This window comes from Sphingomonas sp. (genome assembly GCF_019242355.1).
GTDB lineage: Bacteria > Pseudomonadota > Alphaproteobacteria > Sphingomonadales > Sphingomonadaceae > Sphingomicrobium.
Map to the genome: position 1 here is coordinate 1 of NZ_JAFAVR010000059.1, position 16,184 is coordinate 16,184.

A 16,184-nucleotide genomic window follows, 5' to 3' on the forward strand; every position below is an offset into this window, starting at 1 on the left:
TTCGGCATCTACTCGGAGGTCGTCTCGACCTTCTCGACCAAGCCGCTATTCGGCTATCGCTCGATGGTGATGGCGACGATGTTCATCTGCATCGTCTCGCTGCTGGTGTGGCTGCACCACTTCTTCACGATGGGCGCGGGCGGCGACGTCAACGCGGCGTTCGGCATCTACTCGGAGGTCGTCTCGACCTTCTCGGGCAAGCCCCTGTTCGGCTACAGATCGATGGTCTTCGCGACGCTCGCGATCTGCATCCTCTCGTTCACGGTCTGGCTGCACCACTTCTTCACCATGGGCGCGGGCGCGGACGTCAACGCCGTCTTCGGCATTGCCAGCATGCTGATCGGAATCCCGACCGGCGTGAAGATCTACAACTGGCTGTTCACGATGTATGGTGGCCGGGTCCGGTTCACGGTGCCCATGCACTATGCAATCGGCTTCATGTTCACCTTCGTCATCGGCGGCCTGACCGGCATCCTGCTGGCGATGCCGCCGGTCGATTTCGTGGTGCACAACAGTCTGTTCCTCGTCGCCCACTTCCACCAGGTCATCATCGGCGGCGTCGTGTTCGCGGTCATGGCCGGCTATACATACTGGTTCCCGAAGGCGTTCGGCTTCACGCTCGACGAGCGTCTCGGCAAGGCGATCTTCTGGTGCTGGTTCATGGGTTTCCATCTCGCCTTCATGCCGCTCTACGTGCTTGGCCTGTACGGCGCGACGCGGCGAATGCAGCACATCCCCGATCCGACCTGGGCGCCTTATCTCGACGTCGCCTTCGTCGGCGCTGCGATCATCGGCCTCGGCATTGCCTTGACGGTCGTTCAGCTCCTTTATTCGATCAAGACCCGCGACCAGCGTCGCGACGTCACCGGCGACCCCTGGGACGGTCGCACGCTGGAGTGGCTGACCCTGTCACCGCCGCCGCACTATAATTTCGCGGTGCTTCCCGACGTCCATGGCGAAGAAGCCTACTGGACGCGCAAGCAGACGGCGATCAAGCAGGACCAGCTGATCGCCGAGCCCGATTACCAGCCGATCGAGATGCCGCTGCATTCGCCGACGGGGGTGATCGTCGCCTTCTTCGCCTCGCTCTGCGGCTTCGCGATCATCTGGTACATCTGGTGGCTTGCAATCCTCGGCCTCGTCGGGGCCTTCGCGGTGTTCGTCTGGTACGCGTGGCGCGACGAGAACGAGCATGTCATCCCGGTCGAGGAGGTCATCGCCAACGCCCGCGAGCGCCGGCGCATCCGCATGGAGCACCTCCACAACCTGAGTCAGTCCGCATGAGCACGGCAAGCGAAGCGCCCGCGGTCGGACTGACCCATCACGGCTCCGAAGACACCGGACTCGGCAACCGCGGGCCGCAGTCGAAGAGCATTGTCGTGCCCTACGGCTTCTGGCTGTTCGTGCTGTCCGACATGGTCCTGTTCTCGGCGCTGTTCGCGACCTATGCGACCCTCGTCCATGCAACTGACGGCGGGCCGGCTGGGCATGAGCTCTTCCACCGCGGCCTGGTGGCGGTGGAAACGGCGGCACTGCTTGCGTCGAGCTTCGTCTGCGGTCTCGCGGTCATCGCCGCCAAGCAGAAGAACATGCTGTGGACTCAGGTTCTGCTGTTCGCCACCGGGCTGCTCGGCTTGGTCTTCCTCGCGATCGAAATCTACGAATTCCGGTCGATGATCGCCGAGGGCGCCCCGCCGCAGCGCAGCGCGTTCCTGTCCAGCTTCTTCACGCTCGTCGGGTGCCACGGCGCTCACGTTACCGCCGGCCTTCTCTGGCTAGGCACCATGATGGCGCAGATCTCGGCCAAGGGCTTCCAGCAGCACATCACTCGGCGCCTGCTCTGCTTCAGCATCTTCTGGCACGCCCTCGACATCATCTGGGTCGCCATTTTCACCATCGTCTACCTGATCGGGACGCTGCCATGACGGAAAACGAGAATCATCTGCTGGACGTCGCCCCGGGCGAGCCGCACAGCAACATCCTCAGCGAGAGCATTGCCTACGTCATCGGCCTCGCCCTGGCCGTAATCCTGACGGGCATCTCCTTCTGGGTCGCGTCCACCTCGGCGATCTGGGGACCCGGCGTTGCCACCGGCCTCGTCGTTCTCGCCATCGCCCAGATGGGCGTCCACCTGGTCTTTTTCCTCCACGTCACGAGTGGACCGGACAATACCAACAACGTGCTTGCGCTCGCCTTCGGGGTTCTCATCGTCTTCCTGGTGATGGTCGGCACGATCTGGATCATGGCGCACATGAACGCGAACATGGGCGGCATGCCGGACATGACGAACATGCAAATGCAGCGCGGCTGACGGCTCCGTTCATGCGCCGGCCAGCGCAGCTCGTGTATGCGCCGAGGCTGGAGACTGACACATGAGCACGAATTTCAGCCGGCGCCACTTCGTCGGGACCTCTGCGGCCGCCCTGACTGCTGCGATCCTGATCCGGCCTTCGATCGCGAAAGCCGCCGCATTCCCGGTCACGCATTCAGATGCCGACTGGCACCGAATCCTCGATCCGAAGCGCTATGCCGTCCTTCGCCAGGCGGCGACGGAAGCGCCGTTCAGCAGCCCTCTCCTGAACGAACATCGGCGCGGCACCTTCGTCTGTGCCGGATGCGCTCAGCCGCTATTCTCCTCCGCGACGAAATTCGAAAGCGGCACCGGCTGGCCAAGCTTCTGGCGGCCACTGGCGGGCGCGGATCGCCTGCGCCCCGACCATTCGGATGGCATGGACCGCACCGAGGTCCTGTGCGCCCGCTGCGGCGGCCACCTCGGCCATGTCTTCGACGACGGACCGAAGCCGACCGGCCAGCGCTATTGCATGAACGGCTTGGCGATGCAGTTCCGCCCCGCCTGAACAGCGGTCAGCGCAGCCGCTCGGCATGCCACCGCAAATGATCGGCCATGAAGGTCGAGATGAAGTAATAGCTGTGGTCGTATCCGGGCTGGCGGCGCAGCGTCAGTGCAATGCCCGCGTCCGAGCAGGCGCGTTCCAGAAGCTCGGGTCGAAGCTCCTGCTCCAGGAACTGGTCCGCGGTCCCGACGTCGACAAGCAGCTCATCCACTCGCGCGCCGTCCTCGATCAGCGCAATTGGGTCATTCTTGCGCCAGCGGGCTTCGTCGTCGCCGAGATAGCCTGCCAGCGCCTTCCTGCCCCAGGGCACCTGTCCGGGAGCAACGATCGGCGCGAACGCCGAGACGCTGCGAAACCGGTCCGGATTGCGAAGCGCCACGGTCAGCGCTCCATGCCCGCCCATTGAATGGCCGGTGATCCCCTGGCGCGCCATGTCGGCTGGAAACTCGGCGGCGACCAGCGCCGGCAGTTCGTCGGTTACATAGCTCCACATTCGGAAGTTGCGCGCCCAGGGTTCCTCAGTCGCATCGACATAGAAACCAGCGCCCTGACCGAAGTCGTATCCTTCCGCGTCGGGCACGTCATCACCGCGCGGACTGGTGTCCGGCGCGACGAAGATCAGCCCATGCTCGGCACAGGCGGCGCGGTACTCGCCCTTGTCGGTGACATTGGCGTGGGTGCAGGTCAGGCCGGAGAGATACCAGACGACCGGCAACGCGGTGCCCTGCTCAGCTTGCGGCGGCAGGAAGATCGAGAAGGTCATGTCCGTGCCGGTTGCACTGGATGCATGCTTCACAACCAGCTGCCGGCCACCGTGGGCCTTGTTCTCTGATACGATGTCCATCACTTGATGCGATGAAACCCGCACAGCTTGTTGCCCGCGGGATCACGAAGATAGGCCAAGTAGAGCACGCGGCCGTCGGGCGGATGGCGCTCGCCTGGTGGATCCTCGATCGCCGTACCGCCAGCGGCGAGACCCGCCTCATGCCAGCCATCGACCTCGGCCGGCGACGCCGCAAGAAAGCCCAGCGTCCCGCCGTTGGCCCCATGTGCCGCCTCACCGTCGAGCGGCGTACGGACGACCAGGCGACCGCCATTGTGCATGTAAACGACGCGGCCCTGGACATCGATCTCGCCTGGCGGGACGCCCAGCGCCCCAAGCGCGGCGTCGTAGAAGCGCTTGGCCTCCGCAACATCGTTGGTGCCGAGCGTGATATGACTGAACATGGCTACCGCTCCCTTTTAGTAAACCACGACCGCCCGAATGCTCTCGCCGGCGTGCATGAGGTCGAAGCCCTTGTTGATCTCGTCGAGCGTCAGTGTGTGGGTGATCATCGGGTCGATCGCGATCTTCCCGTCCATGTACCAGTCGACGATCTTCGGAACGTCGGTCCGCCCCTTGGCGCCCCCGAACGCCGTCCCGCGCCAGTTGCGGCCGGTGACCAGCTGGAACGGCCGCGTCGCGATCTCCTTGCCGGCTTCGGCGACGCCGATGATGACGCTGGTGCCCCAGCCGCGGTGGCAGCATTCCAGCGCCGTCCGCATCACCTCGGTGTTGCCGGTCGCGTCGAAGGTGTAGTCGGCGCCGCCGTCGGTCTGCTCGACGATCCTGGCGACGATATCCTCGCGGCTCATTCCCTTCGAATTGAGGAAGTCGGTCATGCCGAACTTGCGGCCCCATTCCTCGCGGTCCGGGTTGATGTCGACGCCGATGATCCGGTTCGCGCCGACCAGCCTGGCGCCCTGGATGACGTTGAGGCCGATGCCGCCGAGCCCGAACACGACGACATTGTCGCCCGCCTGCACCTTGGCCGTCTTGGTCACCGCGCCGACGCCGGTCGTCACGCCGCAACCGATGTAGCAGCTGCTCTGGAACGGTGCGTCCTCGCGGATCTTCGCAACCGCGATTTCGGGCAGCACCGTGAAGTTCGAGAAGGTCGAGCAGCCCATGTAATGGAAGATCTGCTGGCCTTTGTAGCTGAAGCGGCTGGTGCCGTCGGGCATGACGCCCTTGCCCTGCGTCGCGCGGATCGCGGTGCAGAGATTGGTCTTGCCGCTGAGGCACGACTTACACTGGCGGCATTCGGGCGTGTACAGCGGGATGACGTGATCGCCGGGCTTCACGCTGGTGACTCCCGGCCCGACCTCGCGAACCACGCCCGCGCCCTCGTGACCAAGGATCGACGGGAACAGGCCCTCGCTGTCCAGCCCGTCCAGCGTATAGGCGTCCGTGTGGCAAATGCCGGTGGCCATGATCTCGACCAGCACTTCTCCCGCCTTCGGCCCTTCGAGATCGACTTCCACGACCTCGAGCGGCTGCTTGGCTTCGAATGCAACCGCGGCGCGGCTTTTCATTGCTGGTCTCCGATGTCTACGGTGAGGAATTTGCGAATCCACTCGCCGACGACCGCCGTATCATTGGGCGCATCAAGCGAGGCGATCGCCGCGTCGGGATCGTTCACTACATCGTATCGCTTCTCGATCAGCGCCTTGGCGAAGCCGGGAGAGAATTCGGGATGGAACTGGAACGAGATCGCTGGGCGATCGGTCCAGGCCAGCGCCGCGAAGGGAGTGAAGTCGGATTCGGCGATCACCTCAGTTGCCGGCGGCTGCACCACGACCTGATCCTGATGCGAGGCGGGGATGGCGACCGATTTCTCGCCATTCAGCCATCGGGCCGAACTGACGACGCGGTACCGATGCAAGCCGGCGCCAAAGCCCTTCGGCGATTTGATAACCTGTCCGCCAAGCGCCTCCGCCATGACCTGATGCCCGAAGCAGACGCCGATCATGCGGCTGTCCTTGGCAGCCCGGATGAACTCCATCAGCGGCGGGATCCATGGCAACGGATCGTACACCCCGGCGGGTGAACCGGTGATCAGATAGGCATGGTGCGCGCCAGGATCGGACGGCAACGCACCCGCCTGCACGTCGAAACTCTCGACCGTGAACTCGTCACCGAGCAGGCGGTGGAACATCGCCGGATAGTCACCAAACTCTTGCGCGAGGTGGCCGGGCGGAACCCCGGTCTCGAGAACTGCAAGCTTCATGGGATCGCCTTGCCAGCACATTCGCGTTCGGCCAAGCGGCCCTATTCGAACTCCACGATGACCTGATCGACCGCAAGGCTGTCGCCAGCCTTGGCCGGCGTCGCCTTCACCGTCGCGGCCTTGGGCGCGCGGAGGATGTTTTCCATCTTCATCGCTTCCATGACGGCGACGGGCTGGCCGGGCTCGACCTTGTCGCCGACGGCCACGTCGAGCTTGGTCAACAGCCCCGGCATCGGCGCCAGCAGCAGCCGCGAGAGGTCGGGCGCCGGTTTTTCGATCATGTGCTTTGAGAGTTCCGCGACATGCGGCTGAAGAACCTGCACCTTGTGGCTCGCACCACGCGTCTGGAGCTCCCAGTTGCGGCCGACGCGGCGGATTTGGACGATGCGTTCGCGGCCGTCGATTACGACGCTCAACAGCCGCTGACCCACCGTCCAGCGACCAACGATGTCGATCGGCCCCTGCCCGTCGAGCACTGCCAGCGTGCCGCCCTTGTAAGGCTTGATCCGGACATTGTGCCGGGCGCTTCCGAAGCAGACGATGCGCTCGCCCGACAGGATCGGCGCCGGCCCGAGCTGGTCGCTGATCTCCGCCGCGCGCTCGTCGCCGATGACCGCGACCATGCCGGCGATGACCGCGAGATCCGCCGTCAATTGCTCCTCCGCCGGAGCGCCGTGGAAGCCGTCCGGATATTCCTCGGCGATGAAGCCGGTCGTGATCTCGCCGGAGCGGAAGCGCGGGTGCTGCATCAGCGCGGAGAGGAAATCGACATTGTTGCTAATGCCGTCGATCACGAACTGATCGAGCGCGTCGACCTGCGCGTCGATCGCCTCGATCCGCGTCGCCGCCCACGTGATCAGCTTGGCGATCATCGGGTCGTAGAACATCGAGACTTCGCCGCCGTCGAACACGCCGTCGTCGACGCGCACGACTTCGTTCTCGTAGCGATGCTCAATCGGCGGCCGATAGCGGATCAGGCGGCCGGTGCTCGGCAGGAAGCCGCGGGACGGGTCCTCGGCATAGATGCGCGTTTCGATCGACCAGCCGTTGAGCTGCACGTCCTTCTGCGTGAACGCCAGCTTCTCGCCCGCCGCAACGCGGATCATCTGCTCGACCAGGTCCAGCCCGGTGATTTCCTCGGTCACCGGATGCTCGACCTGCAGCCGGGTGTTCATTTCGAGGAAGTAGAAGCTCTTGCCGGTCGGGTCCGCGCCGGAGACGATCAGCTCGACCGTGCCGGCGGAGTAGTAGCCAACCGCCCGCGCCAGCGCGACCGCCTGCTCGCCCATCGCCTTGCGCATCTCGGGCGTGACGAACGGCGACGGCGCTTCCTCGACGACCTTCTGGTGGCGGCGCTGGATCGAGCATTCGCGCTCGTTCAAATAGAGGATGTTGCCATGCTGGTCGCCGAGCAGCTGGATCTCGATGTGGCGCGGCTGTTCGATGAACTTCTCGATGAACACGCGGTCGTCGCCGAAGCTGTTCAGGCCCTCGCGCTTCACGCTGTCGAAGCCTTCGCGGACGTCGGTCTCGGACCAGGCGAGGCGCATGCCCTTGCCGCCGCCGCCCGCCGACGCCTTCATCATCACTGGATAGCCGATGTCGGACGCGATCTTCACCGCGTCGTCGGTCGTCGCGATGTCGCCGAGATAGCCGGGCACGACGTTGACGCCTGCCTGCTTGGCTAACTTTTTGGATTCGATCTTGTCGCCCATCGCCGCGATCGCGTTTGGCGGCGGCCCAATGAAGGCGATGCCGGCGTCGGCGAGCGCCTGCGCAAAGCTGGTACGTTCTGACAGGAAGCCATAGCCCGGGTGCACCGCCTCCGCGCCCGTCGCCTTGCAGGCGTCGACGATCAGCTCGGCCTTGAGGTAGGATTCGCTCGCCGGCGCCGGCCCCAGCCGAACGCTCTCGTCCGCCATCCGCACATGCGGCGCGCGAGCATCCGCGTCTGAGTAAACCGCAACCGTCTGGATGCCCATGCGCTTGGCGGTGCGGATCACCCGGCACGCGATTTCACCACGGTTCGCAATCAGGATTTTCTTGAACATCACCTCCCCTCCCGCTTGCGGGAGGGGTCGGGGGAGGGCTTGTTTGTCATTGCCGGCACATGCCCTCCCCTAGCCCCTCCCGCAAGCGGGAGGGGGATTTGGTCAGCGCGGCTTTTTGGCGAGCCAGACGCCGATCGCCATTACGAGTAATCCAATCGCGCGCTTCATGGTCAGGCTCGATTGCACGGCTCCGAACAGGCCCCAATGGTCGATCACGGCCGCCGCAACCAACTGCCCCAGCAATACGAAGAAAACGGCATTGCCAATGCCGACTCGCGGCGCCGACCAGGTGATCGAGATCAGGTAGAAGGCGACCAGCAACGCCGCCGCGAATACCCACGGCGAGACGCCGTGGAAGCTTTCCAGCTTCGGCACGCCCACGGCCAGCAGAATTAAAGTCGACACAATGCACCCGAGCCCAAACAAGATCGCACTTGCCGCCACCGGCGATTGGATGTGCTGACCTAGATTGGCGTTGAGTGCGGCCATCACCGGAATGCCCATTCCGGTGGCGAACATCAGCAGCGCGATGAGCGCGAAACTGCTACCAGCCTGCGAATTCACTCGGCGGCCTCGTCGACCGGCGGGCGGTTATGCCCGAGCAGGCGAAGCACCTCGTCTGCGGCGTCTGCCAAATTCGTCCCAGGCCCGAAGATTGCCTGCACGCCCGCCGCCCGCAGCATCGCGTAATCCTGCGCGGGGATGACGCCACCGACGACCACCTTGATGTCGGCGCGGCCCATGTCCTTCAGCGCCTCGATCATCTCCGGGATCAGCGTTCGGTGGCCCGCCGCGAGCGAGCTTGCGCCGACCACGTCGACGTCGCTGTCGATCGCCATCTGCGCGGTTTCGCGCGGGGTCTGGAACAGCGGGCCGGGGACGACTTCGAATCCGAGATCGGTGAACGCCGAGGACACAAGGTTGGCGCCGCGGTCGTGGCCGTCCTGGCCCATCTTCGCAACCATGATCCGCGGCTTGCGGCCGAGCCGGTCGGCGACTGAGCGCGTGCCTTCCTCTGCGGCCTTCCAGCGCCCGTCCTTGCGCGCACTGCCGTAAATGCCGCGCACCGGTTCCGGCTTGGTGCCGTAGCGGCCGAATGCGCGTTCCAGCGCGTCGGAAATTTCGCCGAGCGTCGCCCGAGCCCGCGCGCACTCGACGGCGAGAGCGAGGAGGTTGCTGCCAAGCTCGTCCCCGGAACGGGGAGGGGGACCGCCCGCCGCAGAGCGGGTGGTGGAGGGGGCCCGGTCCGTCAGCCCCTTCGGGTCTGCCACCTCCCCGTTCCGGGGAGGATTATTGGCAGCTTCCGTCAGAGCATCCAGCGCAGCCCGGACCTTGGCGTTATCGCGCTCGCTTCGAACCTTTTCGATCCGCGCGATCTGGCCGGCGCGAACCTTTGCGTTGTCGACCTCTAGGATGTCGACCTCGGGCTCATTCTCGAGCCGGTAACGGTTGACGCCGACGATGGTCGTCTCGCCCGTATCGACCTTGGCTGCGCGTGCCGCCGCCGCTTCCTCGATGCGGTGCTTGGGCAGGCCCTCCGCCACCGCCTTGGTCATCCCGCCATGCGCCTCGACCTCCTCGATCAAGGCCCAGGCTTTCTCCTCCAGTTCGCGCGTCAGACTTTCGACATACCAGCTCCCGCCGAGCGGATCGGCGACCGCGGTGACGCCGCTTTCCTCGGCGAGGATCAGCTGCGTGTTGCGGGCGATCCGCGCGCTGAAATCGGTCGGCAGCGCAATCGCTTCGTCGAAGCTATTGGTGTGCAGCGACTGGGTGCCGCCAAGCACCGCCGCCAGCGCCTCGATCGTGGTGCGGATGATGTTGTTGTACGGGTCCTGCTCGGTCAGGCTAACGCCCGACGTCTGGCAGTGGGTTCGCAGCCGCTTGGACTCGTCCTTCTGTGCGCCGAGCTGGGTCATGATCCGGTGCCACAGGGTCCGCCCCGCGCGCAGCTTGGCGACCTCCATGAACAGGTTCATGCCGATGCCCCAGAAGAAGCTCAGCCGCCCCGCGAATGCATCGATGTCCAAGCCGTCGGCCTGCGCCGCGCGGACATATTCCATGCCGTCGGCGAGCGTGTAGGCGAGTTCCTGCACCGCCGTGGCCCCGGCCTCGTGCATGTGATAGCCGCTGATCGAGATCGAGTTGAACTTCGGCATCTCGGCGTTGGTGAAAGCGATGATGTCGCTGACGATCCGCATGCTCGGTTCGGGGGGGTAGATGTAGGTGTTGCGGACCGCGAACTCTTTCAAAATGTCGTTCTGGATCGTGCCGTTGAGCGCGCTTGCCGCAACGCCCTGCTCCTCGCCGGCGACGATGAAGAAGGCCATGACCGGGAGCACCGCGCCGTTCATCGTCATGCTGACCGACATCTCGCCCAGCGGAATGCCGTCGAACAGCAATTTCATGTCCTCGACCGTGTCGATGGCGACGCCCGCCATGCCGACGTCGCCGGCGACGCGCGGATTGTCACTGTCGTAACCGCGGTGGGTGGCGAGGTCGAAGGCGACGCTCAGGCCCTTCTGCCCGGCAGCGAGGTTGCGGCGATAGAAGGCGTTTGACTCCTCGGCGGTCGAGAATCCGGCGTACTGGCGGATCGTCCACGGCCGCCCGGCGTACATCGTCGCATAGGGGCCGCGCGTGAATGGGGCGACGCCCGGGTAGCCGCTGTCGATCGCGGCAACGTCATCCGGCCCGTAAACGGTGTTGAGACGGATGCCCTCGACCGTCTCGCGTGAGAGGTTCTCGCCGCGCGACTCCTTCGCGGCGAGCGTTTCCCAATCGGATTTCGTCGGCTTGTCAGTCACCGGAGCGCCCTAGCGCGGGCACGGGCGAAGCTCCACCCTGCAACGCGGGGACTCGCCGGCGCGTTGACGGGCCATGCCGTCATCCGTGATCCGCCGCTTTACCTACGACCCAGGCACGTGCGAGCTCTGCGTCACATTCGTGACCGGCCGCTGCTACCAGTATGGAGCGGTCCCGCCGCAGGTCGTCGACGAGTTGCGCAGTGCGTCGTCGCGGGGACGCTACTTCAACGCCCGCATCCGTTGCCGCTACCCCTTCAAGCGGGTCGCCGAATGCCCGGATGACCCGCCAGTCAGTGCGCCTCTCCTGGTGTTTCCATGATCTCGGTCAGCACTCCGCCCATGTCCTTCGGATGGACGAAGAACACCAGGGTTCCGTGCGCGCCGATGCGTGGCTCACCCAGCACCCGCGCGCCTTTCGCTTCAAAATCCGCCTTCGCGGCGTGGATATCCGGCACTTCGAAGCAGACGTGATGCTGCCCGCCGAGCGGATTTTTCTCCAGGAACTTCACGATCGGAGATGCCTCGCCCAGCGGCTCGATCAGCTCGATCTGGCTGTTCGGCGCGTCGACGAAGCATACTCGGACACCCTGCGCCGGTAGATCGAACGGAGCACCACGCGGCTCTACGCCGAACATGGTCCGGTAGGTCTCCAGGCTTTTCTCGATCGAGGGCGTTGCCACGCCAACATGGTTCAAACGCCCGAGTTTCATGATTGCACCTTCACTTCCGTCGTTACCGAATTGGCAATGAAGCACGCTTCGTGCGCGCGACGATGGAGATCCGCGATTGCTGGCGGGCCCGGCTCCTCGCCAGCCCAGGTCACTTGCGGATAAAGGATGACCCGGGCCATCGCCATTTTCCCATCGCTACGCTTTTCCAGGAACCCTTCCGCCTCGTCGGCATAGGCATCGACCACCCAGCCATCCCGCCGCGCCAGGTCGATGAAGAACAGCATGTGGCAGGACGACAGCGACGCGACGAACGCCTCCTCCGGATCGACCCCGCGCTCGTCCGACCAGGGCGCCGGAACGATGTGCGGGCTCGGCGAGGCCGGCACCGTTGCGCCGCCGTCAAAGGCCCATTCGTGCGCTCGGCTGTACTGTCCCTTGGCGAAGTCGCCTTCGTCCGAGCGGGTCCAGCGGATCGTTGCGGTATAGCTGCTCATGACGGGGCCTTCACTGCCGGAACGTGGGCGGCGAGTGAAGGATCGAGATGGATCGCCGTCTGGCGATCGTCCTCGGCCCATTCCGCATTGCCGGACGCCGCATAGGCCTTTGACCGGTCGAGATAGATGTCGGGATCGTTCGGCTGCTGGCGGATCACCTCGCTGAACCCGGCGATGGCCTGCGCGTAATTGCCGATCGCCGCATAGCAGCGCGCGCGCTGCGCCAAGGGGCCGAGATAGTCGGGCTTGAGCTTGAGGGCGGCGGTATAGTCGGCAATCGCATGGCCCGGATCGTTCAGGACGGTCTGATAAGTGTAACCCCGGTCGAAATAGACATCGGGATCGTCAGGCGTCAGCTTCATCGCGCTGCTGAAGTCGGCGATTGCGGCCGCCGCTTCGCCGCGCTGGGCGTGCGTCAGCCCGCGGCTTTCGAGCGCGGCGACGAAGCCGGGCTGAAGACGGATGGCGGCGCTGTAGTCGGCGAGCGCGTGGCGGCTGTCACCGACGCGCCGGTTGGCGTTCCCGCGCGCCAGGAAGACGTTCGCGGAGTCGATGTATCGCCGATACAGCACTTGCCGAAGAAGCTGGTTGCAGGCGTCGAGCGACTGCCGCGCCGAGTTGGTACCCTCCCCGTTGTAGCATTCGGATTCGAGCGCGTCCGCCGACGCTCGCCACAGGCCGAAGGTCGCGGCGGCGATCATGAGAGCGGCGATCACGACGTTCCAGGCGATCGCCCCCCAGAACCGTTTCGGCATGGCGTCGCGATGGTAGCTGCGGGCGAAGCCTCGCATCAGCGGCTTGGCCCGGCCGGTGCGGACTCCGAGCGCCGCCGAGCAATAAAGCCAGATGCCGAGGGCGCCGATGAGCAAAGCCCACAGCGGTGCCGACCGGTCGACCTCGGCGGCGGCGGGAGTGAAAAGGAAAGTCGCGAACCCGGCCAGAGCGACTAGCGCGGCAATGCTGACGCCGAAGATCGCCGGCGACCGCCAGGCGAGACTTGCCCCATGCGGCGTGGGCCCGAGCCGAGCAGGCGAGTAAATGAGAAATCGGTAGATGTACCGCACGGGCGCCACCGCCGCGAAGGCCAGCAGAATGAACAGCCACGGCTGGTCGGGATGCGTCACAGCGGGATGTTATCGTGCTTCTTCCACGGGTTTTCGAGCTGCTTGTTGCGCAGCTTCCTTAAACCCATCGCCACCCGCCGCCGGGTCGAGTGGGGCATGATGACCTCGTCGATGAAGCCCTTGCTCGCCGCCACGAACGGGTTGGCGAAGCGCTCTTCATATTCGCGGGTGTGCTCGGCCTGCTCCTCCGGCGTCTTGCCGCGGAAGATGATCTCGACCGCACCCTTGGCGCCCATCACCGCGATCTCGGCGGTCGGCCAGGCGTAATTCAAGTCGCCGCGCAGATGCTTGGAGCTCATCACGTCATAGGCGCCGCCATAGGCCTTGCGCGTGATCACCGTGATCTTCGGCACCGTCGCCTCGGCATAGGCAAACAGCAGCTTGGCGCCGTGCTTGATGATTCCGTGATGCTCCTGCCCGACGCCAGGCAGGAAGCCTGGCACGTCCACGAAGGTAAGGATCGGAATATCGAACGCGTCGCAGAAGCGCACGAATCGCGCCGCCTTTTTCGATGAATTGATGTCGAGGACACCGGCGAGGACCATGGGCTGGTTGGCGACCACGCCCACGGTGCGGCCCTCGATCCGGCAGAAGCCCGTGATGATGTTGGCGGCATGTGCCGGCTGAAGCTCGAAGAAGTCGCCCTCGTCGGCGACCTTCCGGATGAGTTCGTGCATGTCATAGGGCGTCGTGGCGCTCGGCGGGACGAGCGTGTCGAGACTCTCCTCGCCGCGCTCCGCCGGGTCCTCGCACGGCCGTTCGGGCAGGTCGGTGCGATTCGACAGCGGAAGGAAGTCGAAGAACTCGCGGGTCGCAAGCAGCGCGTCGATGTCGTTCTCGAACGCGACGTCGGCGACGCCCGAGCGGGTGGTGTGCGTGACCGCGCCGCCCAGCTCCTCCTGCGTCACGACCTCGTTGGTGACGGTTTTCACCACGTCCGGCCCGGTCACGAACATGTAGGAGCTGTCCTTCACCATGAAGATGAAGTCGGTCATCGCCGGGGAATAGACCGCGCCGCCCGCGCACGGGCCCATGATCAGGCTGATCTGCGGGATGACCCCGCTCGCAAGCACGTTGCGCTGGAACACCTCGGCGTAGCCGGCGAGGCTTGCGACCCCTTCCTGGATGCGTGCGCCGCCGCTGTCATTGAGGCCGATGACGGGAGCCCCGACCTTCATCGCCATGTCCATGACCTTGCAGATCTTCTGCGCGTGCCGCTCGCTTAGCGAGCCGCCGAACACGGTGAAGTCCTGCGCGAACACGTAGACCAGGCGGCCGTTGATGGTGCCCGACCCGGTGACCACGCCATCGCCCGGAACGACCTGCTCGGCCATGCCGAAGTCGACCGCATTATGCTCGACGAACATGTCATATTCTTCGAAGCTATGCGGATCGAGAAGCACCGACAGCCGCTCGCGCGCCGTCAGCCGGCCCTTGGCATGCTGCGCCGCGATCCGCTTCGTGCCCCCGCCCAGGCGGGCGAGCTCACGGCGCCGTTCGAGCTCCTGGATGGTTGTCGCCAAAGCGTGTCTCCCTTGCGCCGATCCCCTTCCACGGCGGTCGGACGGCGTCAATCACGCCTTGTTCCGTCAGGGCCGCTATCCATATCGCCCGGAGTGAGAGGATGTCGCAGGCGGTCCGCCAGGCATGCTCGTGATGTTGCACCGCACAAGGATAAGATTTGCATTAACCTTGATCAGTGCCTCGGAACCCTAACCCCGTTTGTTCCGTTCATGTATCGGCAATCTAAAACCACGGAGGAAAAACGAGAAATGCTGACGCGTGTCGGGGTGCCAGTCGACTCTGAAGCCGAGCCCTCGGCGCGAGGTTCGCAATCCATCACCCTTCTGTGCTTTTCGCACCTGCGGTGGGATTTCGTGTTCCAGCGGCCGCAGCACCTGATGAGCCGCTTTGCCCGTGACATGTCGGTGATCTACTGGGAGGAGCCGATCGAGATCGGTGCCAAGGAGACTGCGTTCCTGCAGGTCCGCCAGGCAGAGGATTTCCCGAACGTCCGCGTCGTTGTCCCCCACCTTCCCGCCGGGATGCCTGAAGACGCCCGTGAGGCCGCGCTCAGCCGGCTTCTCGACGCTCATCTGGCGACCGTGAAGGGCCCTCTGGTTGCCTGGTACTATACGCCGATGATGCTGCCCTTCTCGCGGCACGTGACGCCGGACGTCACCGTGTTCGACGCGATGGACGAGCTTTCCAAGTTCAAGTTCGCTCCGACGCACCTGCTCAGTCTGGAACAGGAGCTCCTCGACCGCTCCGACATCGTCTTCACGGGCGGCTCCAGTCTCTATGAGGCCAAGAAGGGCCGTCACGATAACGTCCATTGCTTCCCGTCGTCGGTCGACCGCGCTCACTTCGCCAAGGCGCGCTCGCGCCTGTTCGATCCGGCCGACCAGGAAGACCTGCCGCGCCCGCGGCTCGGCTTCTACGGAGTGCTCGACGAACGCTTCGACGCCGACCTTCTCGGGCAAGTCGCGGCGCTTCGGCCGAACTGGTCGTTCGTTATGGTCGGCCCGGTCGTGAAGATTTCCGAGGAAGACCTGCCGCACCGGTCGAATATCCACTATCTCGGCGGCAAGAAATACGAAGAGCTGCCCTGCTATCTGTCGGGCTGGGACGTCGCGCTGATGCCGTTCGCGATGAACGAGTCGACGCAGTTCATCTCGCCGACCAAGACCCCCGAATATCTCGCCGGCGGCAAGCCGGTGGTGTCGACCCCGATCAAGGACGTCGTTCGCCATTATGGCGAGCTCGAAGGCGTGCACATCGCCTCGACCGCGGAAGATTTCGTGGTGGCCTGCGAAAAGGCGCTGGAGCAATCGCGTCATCCGGAAAGTGGCTGGCTCGCAGAGGCCGATCTGATGCTTGCGGCAGCCAGCTGGGACACGACCTTTGCGCGGATGAGCGGCTTCATCTCGGAGCTGCTGGGAGTCGCCCCCGCGGGCGCCAAGCCGGCGATGCTCGTGGCCGCCGAATGAGCGGCGAGCAGAGCGGCGGGGCCCGCTACGATTACCTGATCGTCGGAGCCGGTTATGCCGGCTCCGTTCTTGCTGAGCGCCTGGCATCGCAGCACGGCGCCCGCATCCTGCTGATCGACCGGCGCGATCACGTGGGCGGTAA

Annotated in this window: 18 protein-coding genes; 7 read left to right on the top strand and 11 right to left on the bottom strand. The window is 65.0% G+C overall.

Features of this window, described 5'->3' with window-relative positions:
• The 4 genes from JOZ79_RS02485 to msrB form a co-directional block, all read left to right on the top strand.
• Positions 1–1,284: cbb3-type cytochrome c oxidase subunit I (locus JOZ79_RS02485; RefSeq protein WP_294070102.1), on the top strand; the 1,284-nt coding region annotated here is incomplete at its 5' end.
• Positions 1,281–1,925: a cytochrome o ubiquinol oxidase subunit III gene (gene cyoC, locus JOZ79_RS02490; protein ID WP_294070105.1), complete on the top strand. Its 645-nt coding sequence runs from the start codon at positions 1,281–1,283 to the stop codon at positions 1,923–1,925. The genes JOZ79_RS02485 and cyoC, both read left to right, overlap by 4 nt.
• Positions 1,922–2,311 carry a cytochrome o ubiquinol oxidase subunit IV gene (gene cyoD / locus JOZ79_RS02495; protein ID WP_294070107.1) on the top strand — a complete coding sequence of 130 codons (390 nt, stop codon included), beginning with the start codon at positions 1,922–1,924 and terminating at the stop codon, positions 2,309–2,311. Before cyoC ends, cyoD begins: the two co-directional genes overlap by 4 nt.
• Before the next feature lie 61 nt (positions 2,312–2,372).
• Positions 2,373–2,858 carry a peptide-methionine (R)-S-oxide reductase MsrB gene (msrB, locus tag JOZ79_RS02500; RefSeq protein ID WP_294070109.1) on the top strand — a complete coding sequence of 162 codons (486 nt, stop codon included), beginning with the start codon at positions 2,373–2,375 and terminating at the stop codon, positions 2,856–2,858.
• A gap of 7 nt (positions 2,859–2,865) precedes the next feature.
• Here msrB and fghA read toward each other — a convergent pair whose 3' ends face one another.
• The 7 genes from fghA to scpA form a co-directional block, all read right to left on the bottom strand.
• Positions 2,866–3,699 (bottom strand): S-formylglutathione hydrolase, encoded by an 834-nt coding sequence (gene fghA / locus JOZ79_RS02505; protein ID WP_294070110.1) that lies wholly within the window; start codon positions 3,697–3,699, stop codon positions 2,866–2,868.
• Complete coding sequence (locus JOZ79_RS02510; RefSeq protein ID WP_294070113.1) at positions 3,699–4,082, bottom strand: VOC family protein; 384 nt, start codon at positions 4,080–4,082, stop codon at positions 3,699–3,701. The genes fghA and JOZ79_RS02510 overlap by 1 nt, the downstream gene beginning before the upstream one ends.
• A gap of 15 nt (positions 4,083–4,097) precedes the next feature.
• Entirely contained in the window at positions 4,098–5,210 is a 1,113-nt protein-coding gene (locus JOZ79_RS02515; protein WP_294070115.1) for an S-(hydroxymethyl)glutathione dehydrogenase/class III alcohol dehydrogenase, read from the bottom strand.
• Positions 5,207–5,905 (bottom strand): type 1 glutamine amidotransferase, encoded by a 699-nt coding sequence (locus tag JOZ79_RS02520; RefSeq protein WP_294070116.1) that lies wholly within the window; start codon positions 5,903–5,905, stop codon positions 5,207–5,209. The genes JOZ79_RS02515 and JOZ79_RS02520 overlap by 4 nt, the downstream gene beginning before the upstream one ends.
• A gap of 41 nt (positions 5,906–5,946) precedes the next feature.
• Positions 5,947–7,956 (bottom strand): acetyl/propionyl/methylcrotonyl-CoA carboxylase subunit alpha, encoded by a 2,010-nt coding sequence (locus tag JOZ79_RS02525; protein WP_294070119.1) that lies wholly within the window; start codon positions 7,954–7,956, stop codon positions 5,947–5,949.
• Between the two features lie 102 nt (positions 7,957–8,058).
• Positions 8,059–8,520: a DMT family transporter gene (locus JOZ79_RS02530; protein ID WP_294070121.1), complete on the bottom strand. Its 462-nt coding sequence runs from the start codon at positions 8,518–8,520 to the stop codon at positions 8,059–8,061.
• A complete protein-coding gene (gene scpA / locus JOZ79_RS02535) occupies positions 8,517–10,763 on the bottom strand; it encodes a methylmalonyl-CoA mutase (protein ID WP_294070123.1) in 2,247 nt (748 codons plus the stop codon). The genes JOZ79_RS02530 and scpA overlap by 4 nt, the downstream gene beginning before the upstream one ends.
• Positions 10,764–10,848: 85 nt before the next feature.
• Between scpA and JOZ79_RS02540 the strand changes: the two genes are divergently transcribed.
• Positions 10,849–11,082 (top strand): KTSC domain-containing protein, encoded by a 234-nt coding sequence (locus JOZ79_RS02540; RefSeq protein ID WP_294070124.1) that lies wholly within the window; start codon positions 10,849–10,851, stop codon positions 11,080–11,082.
• Here the strand turns inward: JOZ79_RS02540 and mce are convergent.
• From mce to JOZ79_RS02560, 4 genes are read right to left on the bottom strand one after another with little or no spacing between them, the layout of a single operon-like run.
• On the bottom strand, positions 11,054–11,473 hold the full coding sequence (gene mce / locus JOZ79_RS02545) for a methylmalonyl-CoA epimerase (RefSeq protein WP_294070125.1): 420 nt from the start codon (positions 11,471–11,473) through the stop codon (positions 11,054–11,056). The two genes, JOZ79_RS02540 and mce, sit on opposite strands and share 29 nt — an antisense overlap.
• A complete protein-coding gene (locus tag JOZ79_RS02550) occupies positions 11,470–11,928 on the bottom strand; it encodes an OsmC family protein (protein ID WP_294070127.1) in 459 nt (152 codons plus the stop codon). Before JOZ79_RS02550 ends, mce begins: the two co-directional genes overlap by 4 nt.
• A complete protein-coding gene (locus JOZ79_RS02555) occupies positions 11,925–13,052 on the bottom strand; it encodes a tetratricopeptide repeat protein (RefSeq protein ID WP_294070130.1) in 1,128 nt (375 codons plus the stop codon). The genes JOZ79_RS02550 and JOZ79_RS02555 overlap by 4 nt, the downstream gene beginning before the upstream one ends.
• Positions 13,049–14,575: an acyl-CoA carboxylase subunit beta gene (locus tag JOZ79_RS02560; protein ID WP_294070132.1), complete on the bottom strand. Its 1,527-nt coding sequence runs from the start codon at positions 14,573–14,575 to the stop codon at positions 13,049–13,051. Before JOZ79_RS02560 ends, JOZ79_RS02555 begins: the two co-directional genes overlap by 4 nt.
• Before the next feature lie 249 nt (positions 14,576–14,824).
• On the opposite strand from JOZ79_RS02560, the gene JOZ79_RS02565 reads away from it, so the two are divergent.
• A complete protein-coding gene (locus JOZ79_RS02565; RefSeq protein ID WP_294070135.1) occupies positions 14,825–16,042 on the top strand; it encodes a glycosyltransferase family 1 protein in 1,218 nt (405 codons plus the stop codon).
• On the top strand, positions 16,039–16,184 hold a 146-nt coding region (locus JOZ79_RS02570), incomplete at its 3' end, for an NAD(P)-binding protein (RefSeq protein ID WP_294070137.1). The genes JOZ79_RS02565 and JOZ79_RS02570, both read left to right, overlap by 4 nt.

Coding starts and splice junctions, on each gene's coding strand:
- cyoC (WP_294070105.1), top strand. CDS start 1,281: ATGAGCACGGCAAGCGAAGCGCCCGCGGTCGGACTGACCCATCACGGC.
- cyoD (WP_294070107.1), top strand. CDS start 1,922: ATGACGGAAAACGAGAATCATCTGCTGGACGTCGCCCCGGGCGAGCCG.
- msrB (WP_294070109.1), top strand. CDS start 2,373: ATGAGCACGAATTTCAGCCGGCGCCACTTCGTCGGGACCTCTGCGGCC.
- fghA (WP_294070110.1), bottom strand. CDS start 3,699: ATGGACATCGTATCAGAGAACAAGGCCCACGGTGGCCGGCAGCTGGTT.
- JOZ79_RS02510 (WP_294070113.1), bottom strand. CDS start 4,082: ATGTTCAGTCATATCACGCTCGGCACCAACGATGTTGCGGAGGCCAAG.
- JOZ79_RS02515 (WP_294070115.1), bottom strand. CDS start 5,210: ATGAAAAGCCGCGCCGCGGTTGCATTCGAAGCCAAGCAGCCGCTCGAG.
- JOZ79_RS02520 (WP_294070116.1), bottom strand. CDS start 5,905: ATGAAGCTTGCAGTTCTCGAGACCGGGGTTCCGCCCGGCCACCTCGCG.
- JOZ79_RS02525 (WP_294070119.1), bottom strand. CDS start 7,956: ATGTTCAAGAAAATCCTGATTGCGAACCGTGGTGAAATCGCGTGCCGG.
- mce (WP_294070125.1), bottom strand. CDS start 11,473: ATGAAACTCGGGCGTTTGAACCATGTTGGCGTGGCAACGCCCTCGATC.
- JOZ79_RS02550 (WP_294070127.1), bottom strand. CDS start 11,928: ATGAGCAGCTATACCGCAACGATCCGCTGGACCCGCTCGGACGAAGGC.
- JOZ79_RS02565 (WP_294070135.1), top strand. CDS start 14,825: ATGCTGACGCGTGTCGGGGTGCCAGTCGACTCTGAAGCCGAGCCCTCG.